20 protein-coding genes are annotated in these 18039 nt (G+C 45.3%); 17 read left to right on the forward strand and 3 right to left on the reverse strand.

Going from position 1 to position 18039, the window contains the following annotated elements:
* Window positions 1–15: 15 nt before the first annotated feature.
* The 6 genes from PP178_RS08600 to PP178_RS08625 all read left to right on the forward strand — a co-directional run bounded on the left by PP178_RS08600 (window position 16) and on the right by PP178_RS08625 (window position 5211).
* Window positions 16–969, forward strand: coding sequence for a D-2-hydroxyacid dehydrogenase (locus tag PP178_RS08600; protein WP_272593936.1), 954 nt, complete (start codon window positions 16–18; stop codon window positions 967–969).
* A 61-nt stretch (window positions 970–1030) separates the two neighbouring features.
* A complete protein-coding gene (locus PP178_RS08605) occupies window positions 1031–1666 on the forward strand; it encodes a DUF937 domain-containing protein (protein ID WP_272593937.1) in 636 nt (211 codons plus the stop codon).
* A gap of 87 nt (window positions 1667–1753) precedes the next feature.
* The gene (locus PP178_RS08610) at window positions 1754–2209 is read left to right on the forward strand and encodes a DUF6146 family protein (protein WP_272593938.1); all 456 of its coding nucleotides are present in this window, start codon (window positions 1754–1756) and stop codon (window positions 2207–2209) included.
* Window positions 2210–2241: 32 nt separating this feature from the next.
* A complete protein-coding gene (locus PP178_RS08615; protein WP_272593939.1) occupies window positions 2242–2559 on the forward strand; it encodes a DUF6787 family protein in 318 nt (105 codons plus the stop codon).
* Between the two features lie 13 nt (window positions 2560–2572).
* Window positions 2573–2920: a hypothetical protein gene (locus PP178_RS08620; protein WP_272593940.1), complete on the forward strand. Its 348-nt coding sequence runs from the start codon at window positions 2573–2575 to the stop codon at window positions 2918–2920.
* Window positions 2921–2961: 41 nt separating this feature from the next.
* Window positions 2962–5211: a TonB-dependent receptor gene (locus PP178_RS08625; RefSeq protein WP_272593941.1), complete on the forward strand. Its 2250-nt coding sequence runs from the start codon at window positions 2962–2964 to the stop codon at window positions 5209–5211.
* Here PP178_RS08625 and PP178_RS08630 read toward each other — a convergent pair.
* From PP178_RS08630 to folE, 3 genes are read right to left on the reverse strand one after another with little or no spacing between them, the layout of a single operon-like run.
* Entirely contained in the window at window positions 5208–6092 is an 885-nt protein-coding gene (locus PP178_RS08630) for a sterol desaturase family protein (protein ID WP_272593942.1), read from the reverse strand. The genes PP178_RS08625 and PP178_RS08630 overlap by 4 nt on opposite strands.
* Window positions 6093–6115: 23 nt before the next feature.
* Window positions 6116–6397, reverse strand: coding sequence for a hypothetical protein (locus tag PP178_RS08635; protein WP_272594097.1), 282 nt, complete (start codon window positions 6395–6397; stop codon window positions 6116–6118).
* A 51-nt stretch (window positions 6398–6448) separates the two neighbouring features.
* On the reverse strand, window positions 6449–7048 hold the full coding sequence (folE, locus tag PP178_RS08640) for a GTP cyclohydrolase I FolE (RefSeq protein WP_272594098.1): 600 nt from the start codon (window positions 7046–7048) through the stop codon (window positions 6449–6451).
* Between the two features lie 214 nt (window positions 7049–7262).
* On the opposite strand from folE, the gene PP178_RS08645 reads away from it, so the two are divergent.
* The 11 genes from PP178_RS08645 to PP178_RS08695 all read left to right on the forward strand — a co-directional run bounded on the left by PP178_RS08645 (window position 7263) and on the right by PP178_RS08695 (window position 18035).
* The gene (locus PP178_RS08645; RefSeq protein WP_272593943.1) at window positions 7263–7925 is read left to right on the forward strand and encodes an ABC transporter ATP-binding protein; all 663 of its coding nucleotides are present in this window, start codon (window positions 7263–7265) and stop codon (window positions 7923–7925) included.
* A 42-nt stretch (window positions 7926–7967) separates the two neighbouring features.
* Window positions 7968–8741 (forward strand): TIGR02757 family protein, encoded by a 774-nt coding sequence (locus PP178_RS08650; RefSeq protein ID WP_272593944.1) that lies wholly within the window; start codon window positions 7968–7970, stop codon window positions 8739–8741.
* A gap of 94 nt (window positions 8742–8835) precedes the next feature.
* Window positions 8836–10329: a S10 family peptidase gene (locus PP178_RS08655; RefSeq protein ID WP_272593945.1), complete on the forward strand. Its 1494-nt coding sequence runs from the start codon at window positions 8836–8838 to the stop codon at window positions 10327–10329.
* Complete coding sequence (locus tag PP178_RS08660; RefSeq protein WP_272593946.1) at window positions 10330–11529, forward strand: Gfo/Idh/MocA family protein; 1200 nt, start codon at window positions 10330–10332, stop codon at window positions 11527–11529.
* Complete coding sequence (locus PP178_RS08665; RefSeq protein ID WP_272593947.1) at window positions 11529–12008, forward strand: hypothetical protein; 480 nt, start codon at window positions 11529–11531, stop codon at window positions 12006–12008. Before PP178_RS08660 ends, PP178_RS08665 begins: the two co-directional genes overlap by 1 nt.
* A gap of 66 nt (window positions 12009–12074) precedes the next feature.
* Complete coding sequence (locus PP178_RS08670; RefSeq protein ID WP_272593948.1) at window positions 12075–12764, forward strand: SGNH/GDSL hydrolase family protein; 690 nt, start codon at window positions 12075–12077, stop codon at window positions 12762–12764.
* A gap of 6 nt (window positions 12765–12770) precedes the next feature.
* Window positions 12771–13781 carry a glycosyltransferase family 2 protein gene (locus PP178_RS08675; protein ID WP_272593949.1) on the forward strand — a complete coding sequence of 337 codons (1011 nt, stop codon included), beginning with the start codon at window positions 12771–12773 and terminating at the stop codon, window positions 13779–13781.
* Window positions 13782–13864: 83 nt separating this feature from the next.
* A complete protein-coding gene (locus PP178_RS08680) occupies window positions 13865–15781 on the forward strand; it encodes a BatA domain-containing protein (RefSeq protein WP_272593950.1) in 1917 nt (638 codons plus the stop codon).
* A complete protein-coding gene (locus PP178_RS08685) occupies window positions 15778–17040 on the forward strand; it encodes a dihydroorotase (protein WP_272593951.1) in 1263 nt (420 codons plus the stop codon). Before PP178_RS08680 ends, PP178_RS08685 begins: the two co-directional genes overlap by 4 nt.
* Before the next feature lies 1 nt (window position 17041).
* On the forward strand, window positions 17042–17365 hold the full coding sequence (locus tag PP178_RS08690) for a hypothetical protein (RefSeq protein ID WP_272593952.1): 324 nt from the start codon (window positions 17042–17044) through the stop codon (window positions 17363–17365).
* A 1-nt stretch (window position 17366) separates the two neighbouring features.
* The gene (locus PP178_RS08695) at window positions 17367–18035 is read left to right on the forward strand and encodes an alpha/beta hydrolase (RefSeq protein WP_272593953.1); all 669 of its coding nucleotides are present in this window, start codon (window positions 17367–17369) and stop codon (window positions 18033–18035) included.
* Window positions 18036–18039 lie beyond the last annotated feature (4 nt).

Raw genomic sequence — 18039 nt, forward strand, 5'->3', positions numbered from 1 at the left:
AAATTTTAAAAAGTAATGAAAGTACTGGCTAATGATGGAATTTCCTCCTCGGGAATTGCTCTACTAGAGAAAGCAGGACATGAAGTGATCACTACCCGGGTTGCCCAGGAACAACTGGCTTCTTATATCAATCAACACAAAATAGATGTGTTACTGGTTCGCAGTGCCACGGAGGTCAGGAAAGAACTTATAGAGCAGTGTCCCAGCATTAAACTGATCGGTCGAGGAGGTGTTGGCATGGACAACATAGATGTAGCCTATGCCGAGGAAAAAGGTATACACGTGGTAAATACTCCGGCAGCATCATCCGATTCTGTTGCCGAACTGGTATTTGCCCACCTTTTCGGAGGGGTCAGGTTTCTACACAACGCCAACAGGGATATGCCCCTGGAAGGAGACAGTAACTTTAAGAAACTCAAGAAATCCTATGCCAAAGGAATAGAACTCCGTGGAAAAACCCTTGGGATTGTAGGTTTTGGTCGCATTGGCCAGGCTACCGCAAAAATAGCCCTGGGCGTAGGCATGAAGGTCATTTACCATGACCCAAATGTGGAAAAGGCAGAGATCACCATTCCCTTTTATGACGGGCAATCAGTATCTTTTAAATTTACAAGCCTGCCAAAAGAAGATGTGTTACGACAATCCGATTTTATCAGCCTGCACCTACCTGCACAAGATAAGTATGTTATCGGGAAGGAAGAACTAAAAACTGCAGGCTCTATAATCGGTATTGTAAATGCTGCCAGGGGTGGTGTCATTGATGAAGTGGCCTTGGTCGATGCCTTAGAAAATGGGCAGGTCTCATTTGCAGGCCTGGATGTTTACGAATCAGAGCCATCCCCCGAGGTCAGGATACTGATGCATCCCAATATATCCCTTACACCACATATTGGTGCAGCGACAGAAGAAGCACAGGACCGGATAGGTCAGCAGTTGGCAGAGCAGATCCTGTCACGTCTACAGAATTGAAAATGGGTTTGGGAATTCCGTGAATTCCTTCGTGTATTATAAACTTTAAAAATTAATAAGGATGGCCGGAATATTAGATTTACTACAAAGCAGCGAAGGAAAACAAATGATACAGGGACTCTCCAGGGAAACCGGGGCACCTGCTCACAAAACTGCAGACGTGCTGAGCATGGCATTGCCGTTGTTACTCGGCGGGATGAAGAAAAACGCCACAGATGAGAAGGGGGCGGAAAGCCTTATGAATGCTCTTAATAGCAGTAAGCATGACGGCAGTATTTTAAATAACCTGGGCAGTTTATTTGAAGGTGGTGTCGATGACCGCATCCTAAAAGACGGAGCAGGAATACTGGGCCATGTATTTGGAAAAAAACAAGCCCCTTTAGAACAGGCATTAAGCCAGAAATCCGGATTGGATACCGCTACTATCGCAAAAATTTTAAAAGTTGCCGCCCCGGTTATTATGGGATACCTGGCCAAACAAAAATCTAAGCACGATGTCAGTGATACCGGGAGTATGAACTCCTTGCTAGGCGGACTACTCGGAGGGCAACCGGAACAAAATCAAAGCTTATTGATGAGCTTAATCGATGCCGATGGCGATGGCAGCGTACTGGACGACGTTGCCGATATGGTTATGGGCAATAAGAAGAAAGGTGGCGGAATTGGTGGTATGCTCGGTGGATTATTCGGAAAATAAACGCTGCCGGCTTAACACTCTTTAACAAGACCATTTGCTAACCCAAATGGTTTTTTTGTATCTTATTGTAAAGGAAACAATAAGGCCATGAAACGAATATTTTTTGTATTGGGAATAATATTTATCAGTGTAATAACACTGGTAAGTTGTGGAGGAACTAAGGATACGGTGTCTATTACCGAAGCAGAAAAAGAAGCTTTTCAACAAAAAGAAGGAGATACCCTTAAAATCGCTGACGAAGAATCGGAGTATGAAATCATTATTATAGAACCCGGCTTCCAAACCTGGTTGCAAAGTATCGCCAGGCCCGAAGGATATTACAGCCAGACCTTCCTGGAGAACAGGAACAGGATTTATGTGACCAACTGGAACAACCGAGCCTTGAATCCGCTGCAATTTGATACGAATCTCTACCAGATGCAGATCAACTACGAGCCCAATATCGATTATGGTTACGAGGTGAATTACAAACTCTACAATTACTTTATTTACTTCCAAAGAAAGTACAACCAGCGCCTTGGACCTTTTTTACCAAGGATTTAACCCTTATATTTGCGGCATACTATTAAAAAAATATGCAGGAACTTAAAAAACGTTGGGGGATCAGTTCGAACTTTCAACTGGTACTGGTTTTTATCGTATTTGCAATCACCGGATCTTCATCCGTTTATATCGCCAAACCCTTCTTAGCTTTTATCGGTTTGGAACGAGCCAATTTTTCTGACAGCTGGTGGAGCTCTACCTTTTACTGGACCCTTAGGCTATTACTGATATTCCCTTTTTACCAGGTACTACTGGTAATATATGGGTGGTTGTTCGGGCAATTCCGTTTTTTCTGGAATTTCGAGAAAAAAATGCTTCACAGGATGGGACTCGGGTTTATTCTAAAATAATCGGAAACGTTTAGTGTTAGCCAACAAAACATACCCATTTAAAGATGCATTGATCAGGTTAACTGCCTGTTTGCTACTGGGTTTTTTGTTGCTTCCCTCCTACCTTAAGCTGGAGCACTCTATCTCCGAGCACCTGGAAGTACATTGCAAGGATGGAATTTCCCTGCATTTCCATGAAGCCGAATGGGATTGCGAGCTTCAGAAATTCAAGTTTTCTGTATTTGCCTTTAGCGTCCCCAGCGCTATAGTGACCCTTTCAGAGTTCATTACAGGGCAATTATTTTTGCCTACCTACCTGTTTAATCCTAATTCCTTAAAACAATACTTTTCTTTAAGAGCACCTCCCATATTTCATAATTAACAAGTCGATTTAAAGGATTAATCCATCAAAACTTATTAGTTATGAAATTTTATATATGTATAGCTTTCCTGCTATGGGGCTCAATTACTGTAGCACAATACCAAATTACCGGCAAAGTGACTGCCAAGAACGACGGAACCACATTGGAACAAGTTTCCGTTTATTTCCCGCAATTAGAAAAAGGTACCGTAACAAATGAAAATGGTGAATTTACCATCGAAAATCTACCGGCCGGTTCCTATAAACTGATCGCCTCTTACATAGGATTTAAAACGTATTCTGCCACAGTAGACATTCCGGGCAGGCAAGAAGCATTGGAAATAGCACTCTTGCCTTCAGCCATAGAGATGGAAGAAGTTATCGTTTCTACCCCATTTCATAAACTTCAGCGCGAAAATGTCATGAAGGTTGAACAGGCCGGGCTGGCCGAATTGCGGACCAAGGGTAGTATGAACCTTTCTGACGGGATTACCAACATCCCGGGGGTGGAAAGTGTCTCTACCGGGATTGGTATCGGGAAACCGGTTATCCGAGGACTGAGTGCTAACCGAGTACTGGTCTACACCCAGGGAATCAGGTTAGAAAACCAGCAATTCGGAGATGAACATGGGCTGGGTGTCGATGATGCCGGTATAGAAAGTGTAGAGGTCATTAAAGGACCTGCTTCCCTGCTGTATGGCTCGGATGCTCTTGGAGGAGTATTGTACCTGAACCCGGAAAAATTTGCCGATTCTGGAAATATGGAGACCGATGCCAGTTCCACTTATTTCGGGAATACTGCTGGCTATTCCGCCAATATCGGCACCAAAATTTCCGGTGAGGCCTGGAAGTACCTGCTACGTGCTTCACTGAACAACCATAAGGATTACGAGACCGGGGAAGGTCTATACGTCACTAACAGCAGGTACCGCACTTATGATCTGAAAACCGGGGTCGGCTTTCAACAAAAAGGATTCATATCTTCACTCCGCTACAACTACAACCTTGCAGAACTGGGGATTCCTTCTGACATTAGCTCAACAAGAGGGAATCGTGACCCGCTGCTACCCAACCAGGAAATAGGTCAGCATATCATAAGTTCTGTATCCGAGGCTTTCTTTAAAAACTCCAGTTTAAAAATGACCCTTGGCTATATTTTCAACGACCGGAAGGAATTTGAGGATCATGAACATGAGGAAGAGGAAATACCCGGCATGGAAGAGGAAGAAGGAGCGGCATTGCACATGAAGTTGAGCACCTTCAATTACAATTTGCAATACCAGCTTCCCAGGACGTCCTCCCTGGAAACTATTATCGGGGTACAGGGAATGAGCCAGACTAATCGGAACTTCGGGGAGGAGATCCTGATCCCGGATGCCACAACCAATGATGTTGGTATCCTGGCAACATCGCACTGGCATCTAAAAAACAATGATCTCCAGTTTGGGTTGCGTTATGACCACAGATCATTAAAAAGTGATCGATCCGGAGAACCCGGGCAGGAAGAATTCATCGAAGCTGTCAACAGGCAGTTTAACAGCTTTAACGCGGCTTTGGGGTGGAGGACCGACATTTCTGAATCCATGATCGGAAGGATTAACCTGGCCAGTGGATTCCGGGCGCCTAATTTGGCAGAATTAACCTCTAACGGAACTCATGAAGGGACAAACCGATTTGAAATAGGTAATGCCAACCTGGCCAATGAAAAGAACATACAGGCAGACCTGGCACTGGAATATAAAAACGAACACTTTGAATGGTATGCAAACGGGTTCTATAACCAGGTTTCTGACTATATTTTTCTAAGACCCACCGGGGAGCTCCGTGAAGGTGATGCCGTATTCAATTACGAACAGGAGGATGCTTCACTCTATGGGGGAGAAATAGGATTACATATTCACCCTCACCCCTTGGATTGGCTACACCTGGAGAGCAGTTTTGAATCGGTAATAGGGGAACTGGATAACGGCAGTCCCTTGCCATTGATCCCCGCCAATAGTTTTACCAATACCCTGAGAGTTGAATTTGAGAATGGAATTTTTCAATCCCAGGATAATTATGCCTTTGTCACTTTAAATTCTGTATTGCGGCAAGATCGTGTAAGTTCCTTTGAAACGGAGACTCCTGCGTACTCCTTATTAAGCCTGGGTGCCGGAAGTACATTCAGTTTGGGGAAAGAACTGCTACAGGTCAGGATTAGTGCCAACAACTTACTGAACGAGAATTATATCGCTCACCTGTCTCGTTTAAAACCTGACGGTTGGGCTAATATGGGGAGAAACATAAGCCTGGGAGCTACTCTAACCCTCTAGTCCTTAGACTTACCGGGATTACGGAACCCGTAAAAGAACTGGCCAAAGAAACTTTTGGGAACATCTTCATCTCCCTGGAAACCCAGGGGGATGTTCCCACTGTTTTCAGGGATATAAGTAGTCCCGAACAGGTAATCCCAGAGACTCAGGCTGATCCCGTAATTCACTCCTGCCTTGCCTTTTGGTAATTCGTATGCGTGGTGGTACAAGTGCATTACAGGATTATTGATGATATAGCGCAACGGGCCATAAGACAATTTAATGTTAGAGTGGTTTAAATGCCCGATCGCAATAGCCGCAAAATGAACTACGTAAGCCTGTTCCGGTTCAAAGCCACCTAACAGCATTACACCGAGGGTTTTCAGAGGTTTATATAAAACGTTTTCCATCCAATGAAAGCGAAAATGCGCGGCAAAGCCCATCTCTTTAACACTGTGGTGGATCTGGTGGAACCGCCATAAAAAATGGTAACGATGCAGCATGATATGGGTAATCCATTGAAAAAAATCGAGTATCACGAAAAATATCAGCAACTGAGCCCAAACCGGGAGTTCCCCTAGAGGAATTAGGGCAATACTCTGCAGGGAAATGCCAAGATCTGCCGCTCCTACTTCGATCATACTGTAGATTCCCCCGATCGCAATAGCAAACACGAAGAAATTAAAGAACATGTAGAATGCATCTAACCAAAAGTCTTTTCGGAATATTGACTGGTTTTTTCTCCAGGGAAACAGAATTTCCCCTCCCCATACCAATAAGGAAATAAGGATTAGGCCCCAGAAGTAATTCATATACCAGGGCACCTGGAAAAGTATGGACTTCCAGGTCCAGTTGAGGTTGCCGATAAAGGCATCGTAAAATGCTTGAAAATATTCTAACATTGCGATTTAGTCTGTTTCTGCAATTAGACTGCTTCTACCGTCTTTTGTTTCCGGATAACATAAGTATAAATCCACATCAGGGTAAAGGTTGGGATCACATCCATCCCAGGTAATATCTCTTCTATAAAAGTGACCACCCCGGCGGTCTTCCCTGCCTGGCCTTTGTACATCCGGGTCATAAACCAGGCCGCTATCGGTGCCCAGATGATATCGAGGAACATTCCTATCCCCGGTATAAAAAAACTGGCCATCCCGATCAGGTCTAACACTATCCCGGTGTACAGGTGTTTCTTTTTTTGATTCATAGGCATGCGCATTGCTTTATTACAAATTTAGCAATAAAGATGCCAAAGAGACTATGACAGGTCGGAGCTGATAAGTTTAAGGAATTCGTTCCTGGTTTCAATTTTCTGGAATTGCCCGCGGAACCCTGAAGTTGTGGTGACCGAATTCTGTTTCTGCACCCCGCGCATCATCATGCACATGTGGGAAGCTTCGATCACTACGGCCACTCCCTTAGGTTTTAAGGTATTGTTGATACATTCAAGGATATCATGGGTAAGTCTTTCCTGAACCTGGAGACGTCTTGCGAAAACATCGACTATCCTCGGAACCTTGCTGAGCCCGACAATATGTCCGTTAGGAATATAAGCCACGTGTGCTTTCCCAAAGAAAGGAAGCATATGATGCTCACACAAGGAGTACACTTCAATATCCTTGATGATAACCATATCATCGTAATCTTCAGCGAACATTGCTCCCCTCAGGATCTCTTCGGCATTCTGCTTATAGCCCTGTGTCAGGAACATCATGGCTTTGGCTGCACGCTCAGGAGTCTTAATCAACCCCTCCCGGTCTACATCTTCGCCCAGGTCGGTGATGATCTGCTCAAAATGACTTCTGACCTCGTTGGTCAGTTCTATATTGTACTCTTCTAATTGCCTGTATGGTCCCATGGTCAAAGTATCAGTTTCAGTCATGTTTATTCTTTTTCAATTTTATTTAAACAAATGTACAAACAACTTATGATGTACAATTTTATTTAACCTTTCCTTGAGAGGAGTAACACAACTTCGGGCAAAATTACAGTTTTTTAACAGAAAGCCCTCCCCCAATAACATTTTGTAGTATTAGGGGTAATCATTACTTTCATCCCCTTAAAATACATGCATGATCAAGGCTTCCAATATTGAGAAATTCTATGGAGAACTCCAGGTCTTAAAAGGGGTTAACCTGCATATCCGGAAGAAAGAAGTGGTATCTGTAGTCGGAGCTTCCGGAGCCGGGAAGACAACTTTGCTCCAGATCCTTGGCACCCTCGATACCCAAAGTAACAGGAAAGACGGGCAGTTGATAATCAATGGGGTGGATATCACCTCCTTAAGCGAAAAGGAACTCGCGCGATTCAGGAATGAGAACATTGGCTTCATATTTCAGTTTCACCAGCTATTACCCGAGTTTACAGCGCTTGAGAATATCCTGATCCCGGCCCTGATCAAAAGAACACCTAAAGCAGCTGCCGAAAAAAGAGCACTAGAGCTACTGGAATTCCTCGGTTTAAACCACCGTGTTCACCACAAACCTTCTGAACTTTCCGGGGGAGAACAACAGCGGGTAGCCGTTGCCAGGGCCCTGATCAATAATCCTGCAGTGATCCTTGCCGATGAACCTAGCGGGAACTTAGACTCAGAAAGTGCCGATAAGTTACACCAGCTTTTTTTCAGATTACGCGATGAATTTGGCCAGACCTTTATTATTGTTACGCATAACGAGGAATTAGCAGCAATGGCCGACAGGACGCTCACTATGGTGGACGGGCAGATCACGACCTGAATCCTTTAAATTCTTCCCCTATCCCCTATCTTTGCGTTCCCTATGACAAAAAAGGAACTTAAAGATTTCATGGATACCAAGGTGGAACAATACAACCACCCCAAATTCTTGGAAGAAGATCCCATACAGATTCCGCATACCTATTCTTCTAAAGAGGATATAGAGATCAGCGCTTTTTTAACGGCGACTATAGCTTGGGGCAATAGGAAGAGTATTGTTAAAAATGCCAGCAGGATGATGGAGTTGATGGACAACGCACCATCAGAATTTATCCACATGCACCAGGAATCAGACCTGGAACAATTACAACCTTTTGTTCACCGCACCTTTAACGCAAACGATTTTCAAACCTTTGTCCGTGGCTTGCAACACATCTACCGGAACTACGATGGCTTGGAGGGGATATTCCGAGACCATGCCGCTGATAACAGCTTGCAACCCGCTATCAGTGTCCTGAAGAAGAAATTTTTTGAAATACACCATGAAGCCAGAACCACCAAGCACATATCGGATCCACTCAAGGGATCATCTGCCAAGCGCTTGAATATGTTTTTGCGATGGATGGTCAGACAGGACCAGTGTGGAGTAGATTTTGGAATTTGGCATAGCGTAAAAGCTTCGTCTCTCTCCTGCCCATTGGATGTGCATACCGGGAACGTGGCACGGCACTTAGGACTAATCAAGAGAAAACAAAACGACGCCAAAGCCCTTGCAGAACTCGATGCACAGCTCCGGAAATGGGATCCGGCGGATCCTGTAAAATATGATTTTGCATTGTTCGGGCTGGGAGTTTTTGAAGGTTGGGGCGCTCCCTGACCCATTCCATTTTTTATTATTTCCTTCCTGCAGAACAAGAGTCGGTTAAAACGGATTAATTCATTATTTTAGGCGGACTAATCCAAAACATACCATGACAAAAAAGAATTTTACCCCCCTGGCAGTCCTGTTTTTCGCTATCGGGCTGCTGACTGCCCAGAACAGGAAATTACCCATTGATACGGTCGTTACTACAAAACACAGTGTTACTGTTAACGGAAGCTCATTTAATTATACGGCCAAAACAGGTACCCAACCTGTATGGGACGAAAAAGGAGAGCCTATCGCTTCCCTGCACTATACCTACTATACCAGGGATAATGTCTCTGACCGGGCATCACGACCACTGCTGATTTCTTTTAACGGAGGTCCCGGTTCGGGCAGTGTATGGATGCACCTGGCCTATACCGGGCCCCGAGTCCTTAAAATAGATGATGAGGGCTATCCCGTGCAGCCGTATGGCGTTAAAGAAAATCCATTCTCCGTCCTGGACGTAACAGACATCGTCTATGTTAACCCGGCCAATACAGGCTATTCCAGGACCATCCCGGAAACTGGGAAAGAAGTGGATCGCGATAAATTTTTCGGTATCAATGCAGACATAGAATACCTTGCCGAATGGTTAAATACTTTTGTCACCAGGAACAATCGCTGGAGGTCTCCTAAATATATCGTAGGAGAGAGCTATGGTGGGACCCGTGTAATGGGATTATCCCTGGCCTTACAGAATCAACAATGGATGTACCTGAACGGGGTGATCATGGTATCACCGGCAGATTACAAAGTGATCCGGGTGGGTGGCCCTGTCAGCAGTGCCCTTAATCTCCCATATTTCACAGCTGCAGCCTGGTACCAAAAAGCACTGTCGCCAGAACTGCAACAGCAAGACCTGTTAGATATCTTACCGGAGTCCGAAGAATATACGATCAACACTCTTATCCCGGCCCTTGCCAAAGGAGGATTCATTCCTGAAGAGGAGCGCAACGCTGTCGCCGAAAAGATGGCATTTTATTCAGGACTGAGTAAGAAAGAAATTCTCAGTCTTAACCTCGATGTTCCCACCGACTATTTCTGGAAATCCCTTTTGAGAGATAAAAGTGGATATACCCTAGGGAGACTGGATAGCCGTTACCTGGGAATAGACCGTGAATTAGCGGGTACACGCCCGGATTATTCGGCCGAACTTACCTCCTGGCTGCACAGCTTTACCCCTGCTATTAATTATTACCTGCAGGAAGAGCTCAATTTTAAAACGGACATTAAATACAATATGTTTGGGCCCGTTAGGCCTTGGAACAACGATGACGACAACACCCGTGATAACCTGAGGCAAGCAATGGCCCAAAACCCTTACCTGAATGTTTTAATTCAGTCCGGTTACTATGACGGTGCCACCACTTACTTCAATGCCAAGTACACTATGTGGCAGGTAGACCCAAGCGGGAAGATGAGAGACCGTTTCGAATTTAAAGGGTACCGAAGTGGCCACATGATGTACCTGAGAAGAGAAGATCTTAAGAAAGCCAATGATGATATCCGTAATTTCATCAATAGAACCAGTACCCAGGGTAAATCTGCTAAATATTAGATGGAAAAGATGCTCAGAAGTGCTGTCCGGAATGGACGCAGTAAAAGCAGGAGGATATTCCTCCTGCTTTCACTTTTGGTGTTTACAAGCGTGAGTAGCTTTGCTAAAAACCGTGATAATCCCGATGCCTCATCTCCTCCTGCAAATAGGAACCAACCTTTGCGCGTAGGGGTTGTAGGACTGGTACACACCCATGTTCATTGGATACTGGGCAGGGAAGAAAAAGGAGATATCACTATAGTGGGTATCGTAGAACCCAACAGGGAATTGGCAAAGAAATATTCAGAACAACACGGTTTTAGCATGGACCTGGTCTTTGATACCCTCGAGGAAATGGTTACCAACACCGACCCACAGGCCGTAACAGCCTTTAACACTATATACGACCACCTGGAAACCGTGAAATTCTGTGCCCCTAGGGGAATCCACGTGATGGTAGAAAAACCACTGGCAGTGAATTATAAACACGCCAAAGAAATGGCCAGCCTGGCAAGAAAGCACAATATTGCACTCCTGACCAATTACGAAAGCAGTTGGTACCCCAGCGCCCATGCAGCTTACGCTGAACTAAACGGTGCCGGAACCATAGGGGCACCAAGGAAAATTGTATTCCACACAGGGCATCAGGGTCCTATAGAAATCGGTGTCAACAGTGAATTCCTGGAATGGCTTACCGATCCCGTGATGAACGGAGGAGGAGCACTTACAGATTTTGGTTGCTATGGGGCTAATATCAGCACCTGGTTGTTAGGTGGTAAGACCCCAACTTCCGTAAGTTGTACAACCCAGCAATTTAAACCGGAAAAATATCCTAAAGTGGAAGATGAGGCCACTATTGTACTGACATACCCGGAAACCCAGGTGATTATTCAAGCTTCCTGGAATTGGCCCCATGCTGTAAAGGATATGGAAATATACGGTACATCGGGTTCACTTCGATGCCCGGATGGTTCCACCATCATCAGCAGGCAGGAAGGTGATAATCCGGAACAACCACTCACGGCGGTTCCACTCCCGGAAGGAATAGATGACCCATTTTCCCTCCTGGCAAAGGTGGTGTTGGAACAATATGAACTTCCCGCTTATGACCTGAGTAGTCTGGAAAACAACCTCGTAGTGATGCAGATCCTGGAGGCCGCCAAAGTATCAGCTCGTACAGGGAAAACCATTCGATGGAGAGAATTTTTTAAGGAAGACTAATGCAGCAATCTGACGAACACTTTAAAGAACCACGAAAAACTTTTAAGACCTTAAAAGTGGTTCATCTTATCCTCGTGATCGGAATGTTCGCCTTTGCCGTTCTTACTTATTTTATACAGGATAACTTGAGACTGGATGCCATGGCCGGCAACAGCCCGGCCATATACCTTATCCCGGTATTGGGATTGGCGGGATACTTTGGCAGTCAGTGGGTATACCGGAAACTCTTGTCAACTATCAAATCTCATCACCCCTTATCCCAAAAACTAACCCGATTTCAGTCGGCCTCCTACCTGCAGTATACATGTCTGGAGATTCCGGCACTGTTAGCCCTGCTCGCTTACTTGTACGATGGTTTTATTCTTCATCTAGCTATCGCAGCTTTTTTGATTCTCTATATGTATTCCAGGAAACCAACGGTTAAGAAATTGAATGAAGCACTTCCTTTAACCGCTGAGGAACTGCGGTTATTTGAATAAGAATCTTTATAGGAACTATGAATAACCATAATCTGACTATCTTTAGTACTACTAAATATTCAACGGATGAAGTTATATCTCCTGATAGCGATTCTTATTTGTAGTTTATCAACCATGGAAACTATGCAGGCACAGGATTGGGCACAACTGGACCACTTCAGGGAGGCCAATATGGATTTAGAGGCGGCAAAAGATTACGAGAACAGGGTGGTCTTTATGGGCAATTCCATCACTATTGGATGGCTGCACGCTATGCCGGAATTTTTTGAGAACAACCCCTATATTAACCGCGGGATCGGGGGGCAGACCACTCCCCAGATGCTCGTTCGCTTCAGGCAAGATGTGATCGACCTCCAACCCAAGGTGGTCGTCATCCTGGCAGGTACCAATGATATTGCAGGTAATACGGGCCCATCCTCCCTGAAAATGATCATGGACAATATTGCCTCCATGGCCGAACTTGCACGCGCAAACAACATCGCAGTCGTTCTTTCTTCGGTGCTGCCTGCAGAAGAATACCCCTGGAAAAAAGGCATGAAGCCCAATGAAAAGATTCCTGCATTGAATACCATGATTTCAGAATATGCCAGGGAAAATAACTTTATCTACCTGGATTATTTCCGGGCACTGGCCAACAGTGCGAATGGTATGGATAAAACGCTGGCGACAGACGGAGTTCACCCGACGCGAGCGGGATACCAGATCATGGCTCCCTTAGCCAAATCGGCCATTAAAAAAGCACTCTCTCAAGAATAATAATACATGCCATATCCTGCCCTAGTATCCATATTGATGCCTTTCAAGGATACGGCAGCGTTTCTTCCTGCATGCCTGGACTCTGTAGTAGCCCAGGAATACCAGGAATGGGAATTACTCGCGGTTGATGATCATTCTTGTGATGCCTCTGCGGCCATAGTTGCAAGCTATGCGGAGAAAGATGAGCGTATACAACTTTTGCAAAACCGGGGGGAAGGAATAATACACGCCCTCAGGACAGCCTATAGTAAATCTGAAGGATCATTAATTACCCGCATGGATTCGGATGATCTCATGCCGGCAAGCAAATTACTTTACATGCATGGCATGTTGAGCGCCAAAGGTCCAGGACACCTGGCCACGGGACTGGTTCGGTATTTTTCTTCCCGGGGGATCAGCAACGGTTACCACAAGTATGAGAAATGGCTGAACCGATTAACTGCCTCCGGATCAAATTTCGAGGAGATTTACAAGGAATGCGCCATTCCCTCCCCCTGTTGGATGGTTTTCCGACAAGACCTGGATGCCTGTGGTGCATTTACAGAGGATCGTTACCCGGAAGACTACGACCTTACCTTCAGGTTCTACCGGGAAAAACTGATATGTATCCCCTGCGATATGGTCTTGCACCACTGGAGAGACTACGACACCCGAACTTCTAGAACAGACCCTAAATACGCCATGAATTACTTTCTGGAGATAAAGACACATTATTTCCTGGAACTAGACCATCAACAGGCACGTCCACTGGCAGTGTGGGGTGCTGGGCAAAAAGGAAAGAAAGTGGCAAGGCTGTTAAAAAAACGAGGGATTCCTTTTTACTGGTTATGTGACAACCCAAAAAAGATCGGTAAATGTATCTACGGGATCCCCCTGAAACACTACAAATATTTAAGAGAACTCGGAAACCCCCAGAGCATCATAACTGTTGCCAATAGCAAAGCGCAATCCGAGATCCGATCTTTCTTGTCCGGATTGCAACAAGAATCCATGCGTGACTATTTCTTTTTCTGCTGATCCTCAGTGATAAGCTTCAACTCTTTATTCCATGCTGTTTCTCCTGTGTCAAAATTCCTATATTTGTCAAATCAAAATTGGGAATGAGCTTTACACATCCGGTACTTCTTTGGGCTTTATTACTGCTGTTGATTCCCATAATTGTCCACCTGTTTCAACTCCGTAAATTCAGAAAAACTCCATTCACAAATGTGCGCTTCCTCAGGGAGGTCGTCACAGAATCCAGACGGAGCAAATCCCTGAAGAGATATCTTTTATTAGCCTCACGTTTGCTATTGCTGGCGTGTCTGGTCCTGGCTTTCAGCGGGCCCTTTTTATCGAATCCTGAAGCTACTAAGGCAAAAGAAACAGTAGTGTACCTCGATAATTCGTTCAGTATGCAGTCTACGGAAGACAACGGTAGCTTACTAGAAACTGCGGTGCAGGAATTATTGGCTTCTATCCCTAAAGAGATGGAGGTTACCGTTTTCACTAATTCCGAATTTTACCGGGAAGCGAGCCCAAAAGACCTGAACAACAGGCTGCTGGGTCTTGATTATACCCAGGACCAGTTGAGCTTGCCCCAAGTGCTACTTAAGGCACGGTCATTATACCGTGAAAAAGGCGCCGAGAAGAACCTCCTTATTATTTCTGATTTCCAGGAAAAGATGTCCGCCGGACCTTTACCAACAGATGAGATCAAGCTGCACCTGCTTCCTGTCCGGAGCTCTGCCAATAAGAACATTTCTGTGGATTCCGTGTACCTGGATGCATCCATCCCTGGAAGTCCGCAACTGACGGCAATTTTGAGCAGTGCTGATCCTATAGAAAGCATCCCTGTATCCTTATTTAACGGGGACACCTTGATTGCTAAAACAGCTGCAGCTTTTAACAACACTGGCAGTGCCAGTGTCCCTTTTAGTCTTACTCCTGGAAAAGCGATCAATGGCAGAATTGTCATTGATGATCCCAACCTGCTCTTTGACAATGATGTTTTTTTCACCATTGACGACAACAGGCGTATCAAGGTACTGGTGATCGGGGATCAGGCTGCAGATTACCTCTCCCGCATCTTTACCGACGATGAATTTGAATTGACCATCAGTTCTTCCCGGCAATTAAATTTTAGCGATATCCCGGACCAGGACCTGGTGGTATTGAATCAATTACCTGAAATAGGCAGATCCCTGGGCAACAGTATTTCCTCTTTCCACGATAGTGGCGGCAGTGTGGTAATCATACCTTCAATAGACATGGATATAGAGGATTTTAACCCCTTTCTTCAACAGTTACTCAATACCCGGATCCAGGATAAAATTACCGATGACCGTGAAATTACCACCATCCGGTTTCAGCATCCCTTACTTCTTAATTTATTTGAACGGGAGATCAGTAATTTCCAGTTCCCAGAAGTGGACGTGTTTTATCAGGTCAGGACAAGCCAGCCGGAAGTCTTAGGGCTTCAGGGAAGGCAGCCGTTCCTGATTGGGGGAGAGAGGGCATACCTGTTCACCGCCCCACTAGACCTTGATAACTCCAATTTTCAACGGTCTCCACTAATCGTACCGGTCTTCTACGCGATGGGAAAAAGAAGCCTGGCAGCGCCCGAATTATACTACACTATTGGGAAACCGGCAGAGGTAGATGTCCCGATTTCGATGTCTAAAGACCAGATTGTAAAGCTGAGCCGGGAAAAGGAAGAATTTATCCCCTTACAACAGTCTTTTGCCAAACAGACCAGGCTATTTTTTAATGATTACCCCGAGCATGCGGGTACCTACCAGGTCCTGAGCCGTGACAGTCTTATCGACGCACTGAGTTTTAATTACCAGCGATCTGAAAATTCGCGAGATTTCCTTGATCTTGCCGTCCTTGGTAATCATCATATACCCGATAGTATTCGCAGCTATTTTGTTTCTCTTGAAAAAGCAAGGCAGGTAACCGAGCTTTGGAAATGGTTTGTTATTTTAGCATTGCTGTTTTTACTCGCTGAGATTCTCATCCAAAAATTCATTCCATGAATCTACTTCTGAAATCCGCGAAGATCATCGCGCCCTCAAATGCCCAGCTACATCTTAAAAAGCGGGACATCCTGATCAGGAATGGGAAAATTGTGCAGATCGCTGCGAATATTGAAACAGAAAATTCCGTCAAACTAATAGAGTATAAGAACCTGCATGTATCCGCGGGCTGGTTTGACAGCAGTGTCAGTTTTGGCGAACCCGGGTACGAAGAACGGGAGACAATAGCCAATGGGCTGAAGACAGCCGGGAAAAGTGGTTTCACTGACATCGTACTGAATCCGGACACCATGCCGGTCCCGGACAGCAGCTCCGATATCGTATTTCTCAGGAACCAGGCAAGAGGACGTGCTACGGCCTTACATCCCTTGGGTACACTCACGGTAAAAGCCGAAGGAACAGACCTGGCAGAATTGTTTGACATGAAAAATGCCGGCGCCGTCGGATTCTATGACCACAAACGAGCGATCAGCAATAGTAACCTGCTAAAAATAGCCTTACTATATGCCCGTAATTTTGGAGGTTTAGTACATTCTTTCCCACTGGATAATCAAATTGCCGGAAAAGGCATTGTGAATGAAGGAAAAATGGCGACCAGCCTCGGTCTAAAAGGGATTCCGGCCCTGGCTGAAGCGCTTCAGGTGGCGAGGGACCTTTACATCCTTGAGTATACCGGGGGTAAATTACACCTCCCTACCCTTTCAACTCCCCAGGCTGTATCACTTATACAAGAGGCTAAGAAGAAGGGCCTGGATGTAAGCTGTAGCGTGCCGATCCACAACCTGTTACTCACAGACGAGAAACTTCAGGAATTTGATAGTGAATACAAGACCCGCCCCCCACTAAGAACAGCTGCCGACGCCAAAGCATTGGTCAGAGCCGTAGAAAAGGGCACTATAGATTTTGTAACCACAGACCATTCCCCGATGAATATCGAAGAGAAACAAGTAGAATTTGAGCAGGCCGGCTACGGTACCATCGGCTTAGAATCTGCCTTTGGCGCCCTCCAAAGGTTATTTAGCCTGGAGACTACCATTGAACTTCTGACCAAAGGTAGGGGTCGCTATGGCCTTAATACGGTAAGGATTGAAGAAGGGGAAGAAGCTAAACTGACATTATTTGATCCTGACAAGGAATATACTTTTGATGAGGAGCATATTTTGTCTGCATCAAAAAACAGTATGTTCTTAGGGGAAAAGATGAAGGGGTATGTCTATGGTGTAATCGCCCAGGGCAAGTTTGAACTGAAGAAAAAGTAGCATGAAAGATAGAAAACCGGGAAGAACTACAGCCATAGTCGCGTATTTCACTATTGTAGGTTCGCTCATCGCGATGAGTATGAACAGTGAGCCTCGTCATGAATTTGCTCGTTTTCATACACGACAGGCCTTTGGCCTTCACGTGGGGTTCCTGGGCTTCTCCCTGTTTCTCAGCGTATGGTTTAATCAATATGCCTGGTATGGACTGTATATCGCCTATATCACCCTTTGGTTTTACGGTTTTATAGGAGCCTTAGGCTACCGGGAACAGTTAGTCCCTTTAGTCGGGAAATATTTTCAAAAATGGTTCAAATTTATTCCTTGATATGACAACTGCACAACTCTCTTTAGAACACCTGATAAGGCCTTCAAACATCACGGAAGGCAAAGCCCCTGTACTGTTCCTGTTTCACGGTTACGGCAGCAACGAAGAGGACCTGTTCTCTTTCGCGGAGGAACTGCCAGAATCGTATTGCGTTATTGCAGCCCGGGCTCCCCACACCTTGCAGCCCTTTGGTTATGCCTGGTACGCAATTAACTTTGAAGCGACTAAAGGCAAGTGGAGTGACCATGAACAGGCAAAAGCTTCAAGAGAACTGATCGTCAGGTTTATGGAAGAGGCATGTGAAACTTATCATCTCGATGAAAACAATGTGAACCTGTTAGGGTTCAGCCAGGGCACTGTCCTCTCTTATGCTGTTGCCCTGTCTTACCCGGAAAAGATTCGCAATGTAGTGGCCTTAAGTGGGTATATCGATGAATCTGTACTGGCAGAAGGCTATGAACAGAAAGATCATTCGCAGCTGAACTTATATGTAAGTCATGGGCAGATGGACATGGTTATTCCTCCGGAATGGGCGCAAAAATCTTCAGAATTACTGGATTCAATGGGGATAACTCACACCTATGAAGAATTCCCTGTAGGGCACGGAGTGTCCCCGGCCAACTTTAAATCGTTCAGCAAATGGCTGGACGAACATACAAAAAGCACATAGCCTA

The organism is Zeaxanthinibacter sp. PT1 (assembly GCF_028464225.1).
GTDB lineage: Bacteria > Bacteroidota > Bacteroidia > Flavobacteriales > Flavobacteriaceae > Zeaxanthinibacter.

What these genes read in the sequence shown, in the direction of transcription:
- PP178_RS08600 (WP_272593936.1), top strand. Translation starts at nt 16, where the DNA reads ATGAAAGTACTGGCTAATGATGGAATTTCCTCCTCGGGAATTGCTCTA.
- PP178_RS08605 (WP_272593937.1), top strand. Translation starts at nt 1,031, where the DNA reads ATGGCCGGAATATTAGATTTACTACAAAGCAGCGAAGGAAAACAAATG.
- PP178_RS08610 (WP_272593938.1), top strand. Translation starts at nt 1,754, where the DNA reads ATGAAACGAATATTTTTTGTATTGGGAATAATATTTATCAGTGTAATA.
- PP178_RS08615 (WP_272593939.1), top strand. Translation starts at nt 2,242, where the DNA reads ATGCAGGAACTTAAAAAACGTTGGGGGATCAGTTCGAACTTTCAACTG.
- PP178_RS08625 (WP_272593941.1), top strand. Translation starts at nt 2,962, where the DNA reads ATGAAATTTTATATATGTATAGCTTTCCTGCTATGGGGCTCAATTACT.
- PP178_RS08630 (WP_272593942.1), bottom strand. Translation starts at nt 6,092, where the DNA reads ATGTTAGAATATTTTCAAGCATTTTACGATGCCTTTATCGGCAACCTC.
- PP178_RS08635 (WP_272594097.1), bottom strand. Translation starts at nt 6,397, where the DNA reads ATGAATCAAAAAAAGAAACACCTGTACACCGGGATAGTGTTAGACCTG.
- folE (WP_272594098.1), bottom strand. Translation starts at nt 7,048, where the DNA reads ATGGGACCATACAGGCAATTAGAAGAGTACAATATAGAACTGACCAAC.
- PP178_RS08645 (WP_272593943.1), top strand. Translation starts at nt 7,263, where the DNA reads ATGATCAAGGCTTCCAATATTGAGAAATTCTATGGAGAACTCCAGGTC.
- PP178_RS08650 (WP_272593944.1), top strand. Translation starts at nt 7,968, where the DNA reads ATGACAAAAAAGGAACTTAAAGATTTCATGGATACCAAGGTGGAACAA.
- PP178_RS08655 (WP_272593945.1), top strand. Translation starts at nt 8,836, where the DNA reads ATGACAAAAAAGAATTTTACCCCCCTGGCAGTCCTGTTTTTCGCTATC.
- PP178_RS08660 (WP_272593946.1), top strand. Translation starts at nt 10,330, where the DNA reads ATGGAAAAGATGCTCAGAAGTGCTGTCCGGAATGGACGCAGTAAAAGC.
- PP178_RS08665 (WP_272593947.1), top strand. Translation starts at nt 11,529, where the DNA reads ATGCAGCAATCTGACGAACACTTTAAAGAACCACGAAAAACTTTTAAG.
- PP178_RS08670 (WP_272593948.1), top strand. Translation starts at nt 12,075, where the DNA reads ATGAAGTTATATCTCCTGATAGCGATTCTTATTTGTAGTTTATCAACC.
- PP178_RS08675 (WP_272593949.1), top strand. Translation starts at nt 12,771, where the DNA reads ATGCCATATCCTGCCCTAGTATCCATATTGATGCCTTTCAAGGATACG.
- PP178_RS08680 (WP_272593950.1), top strand. Translation starts at nt 13,865, where the DNA reads ATGAGCTTTACACATCCGGTACTTCTTTGGGCTTTATTACTGCTGTTG.
- PP178_RS08685 (WP_272593951.1), top strand. Translation starts at nt 15,778, where the DNA reads ATGAATCTACTTCTGAAATCCGCGAAGATCATCGCGCCCTCAAATGCC.
- PP178_RS08690 (WP_272593952.1), top strand. Translation starts at nt 17,042, where the DNA reads ATGAAAGATAGAAAACCGGGAAGAACTACAGCCATAGTCGCGTATTTC.
- PP178_RS08695 (WP_272593953.1), top strand. Translation starts at nt 17,367, where the DNA reads ATGACAACTGCACAACTCTCTTTAGAACACCTGATAAGGCCTTCAAAC.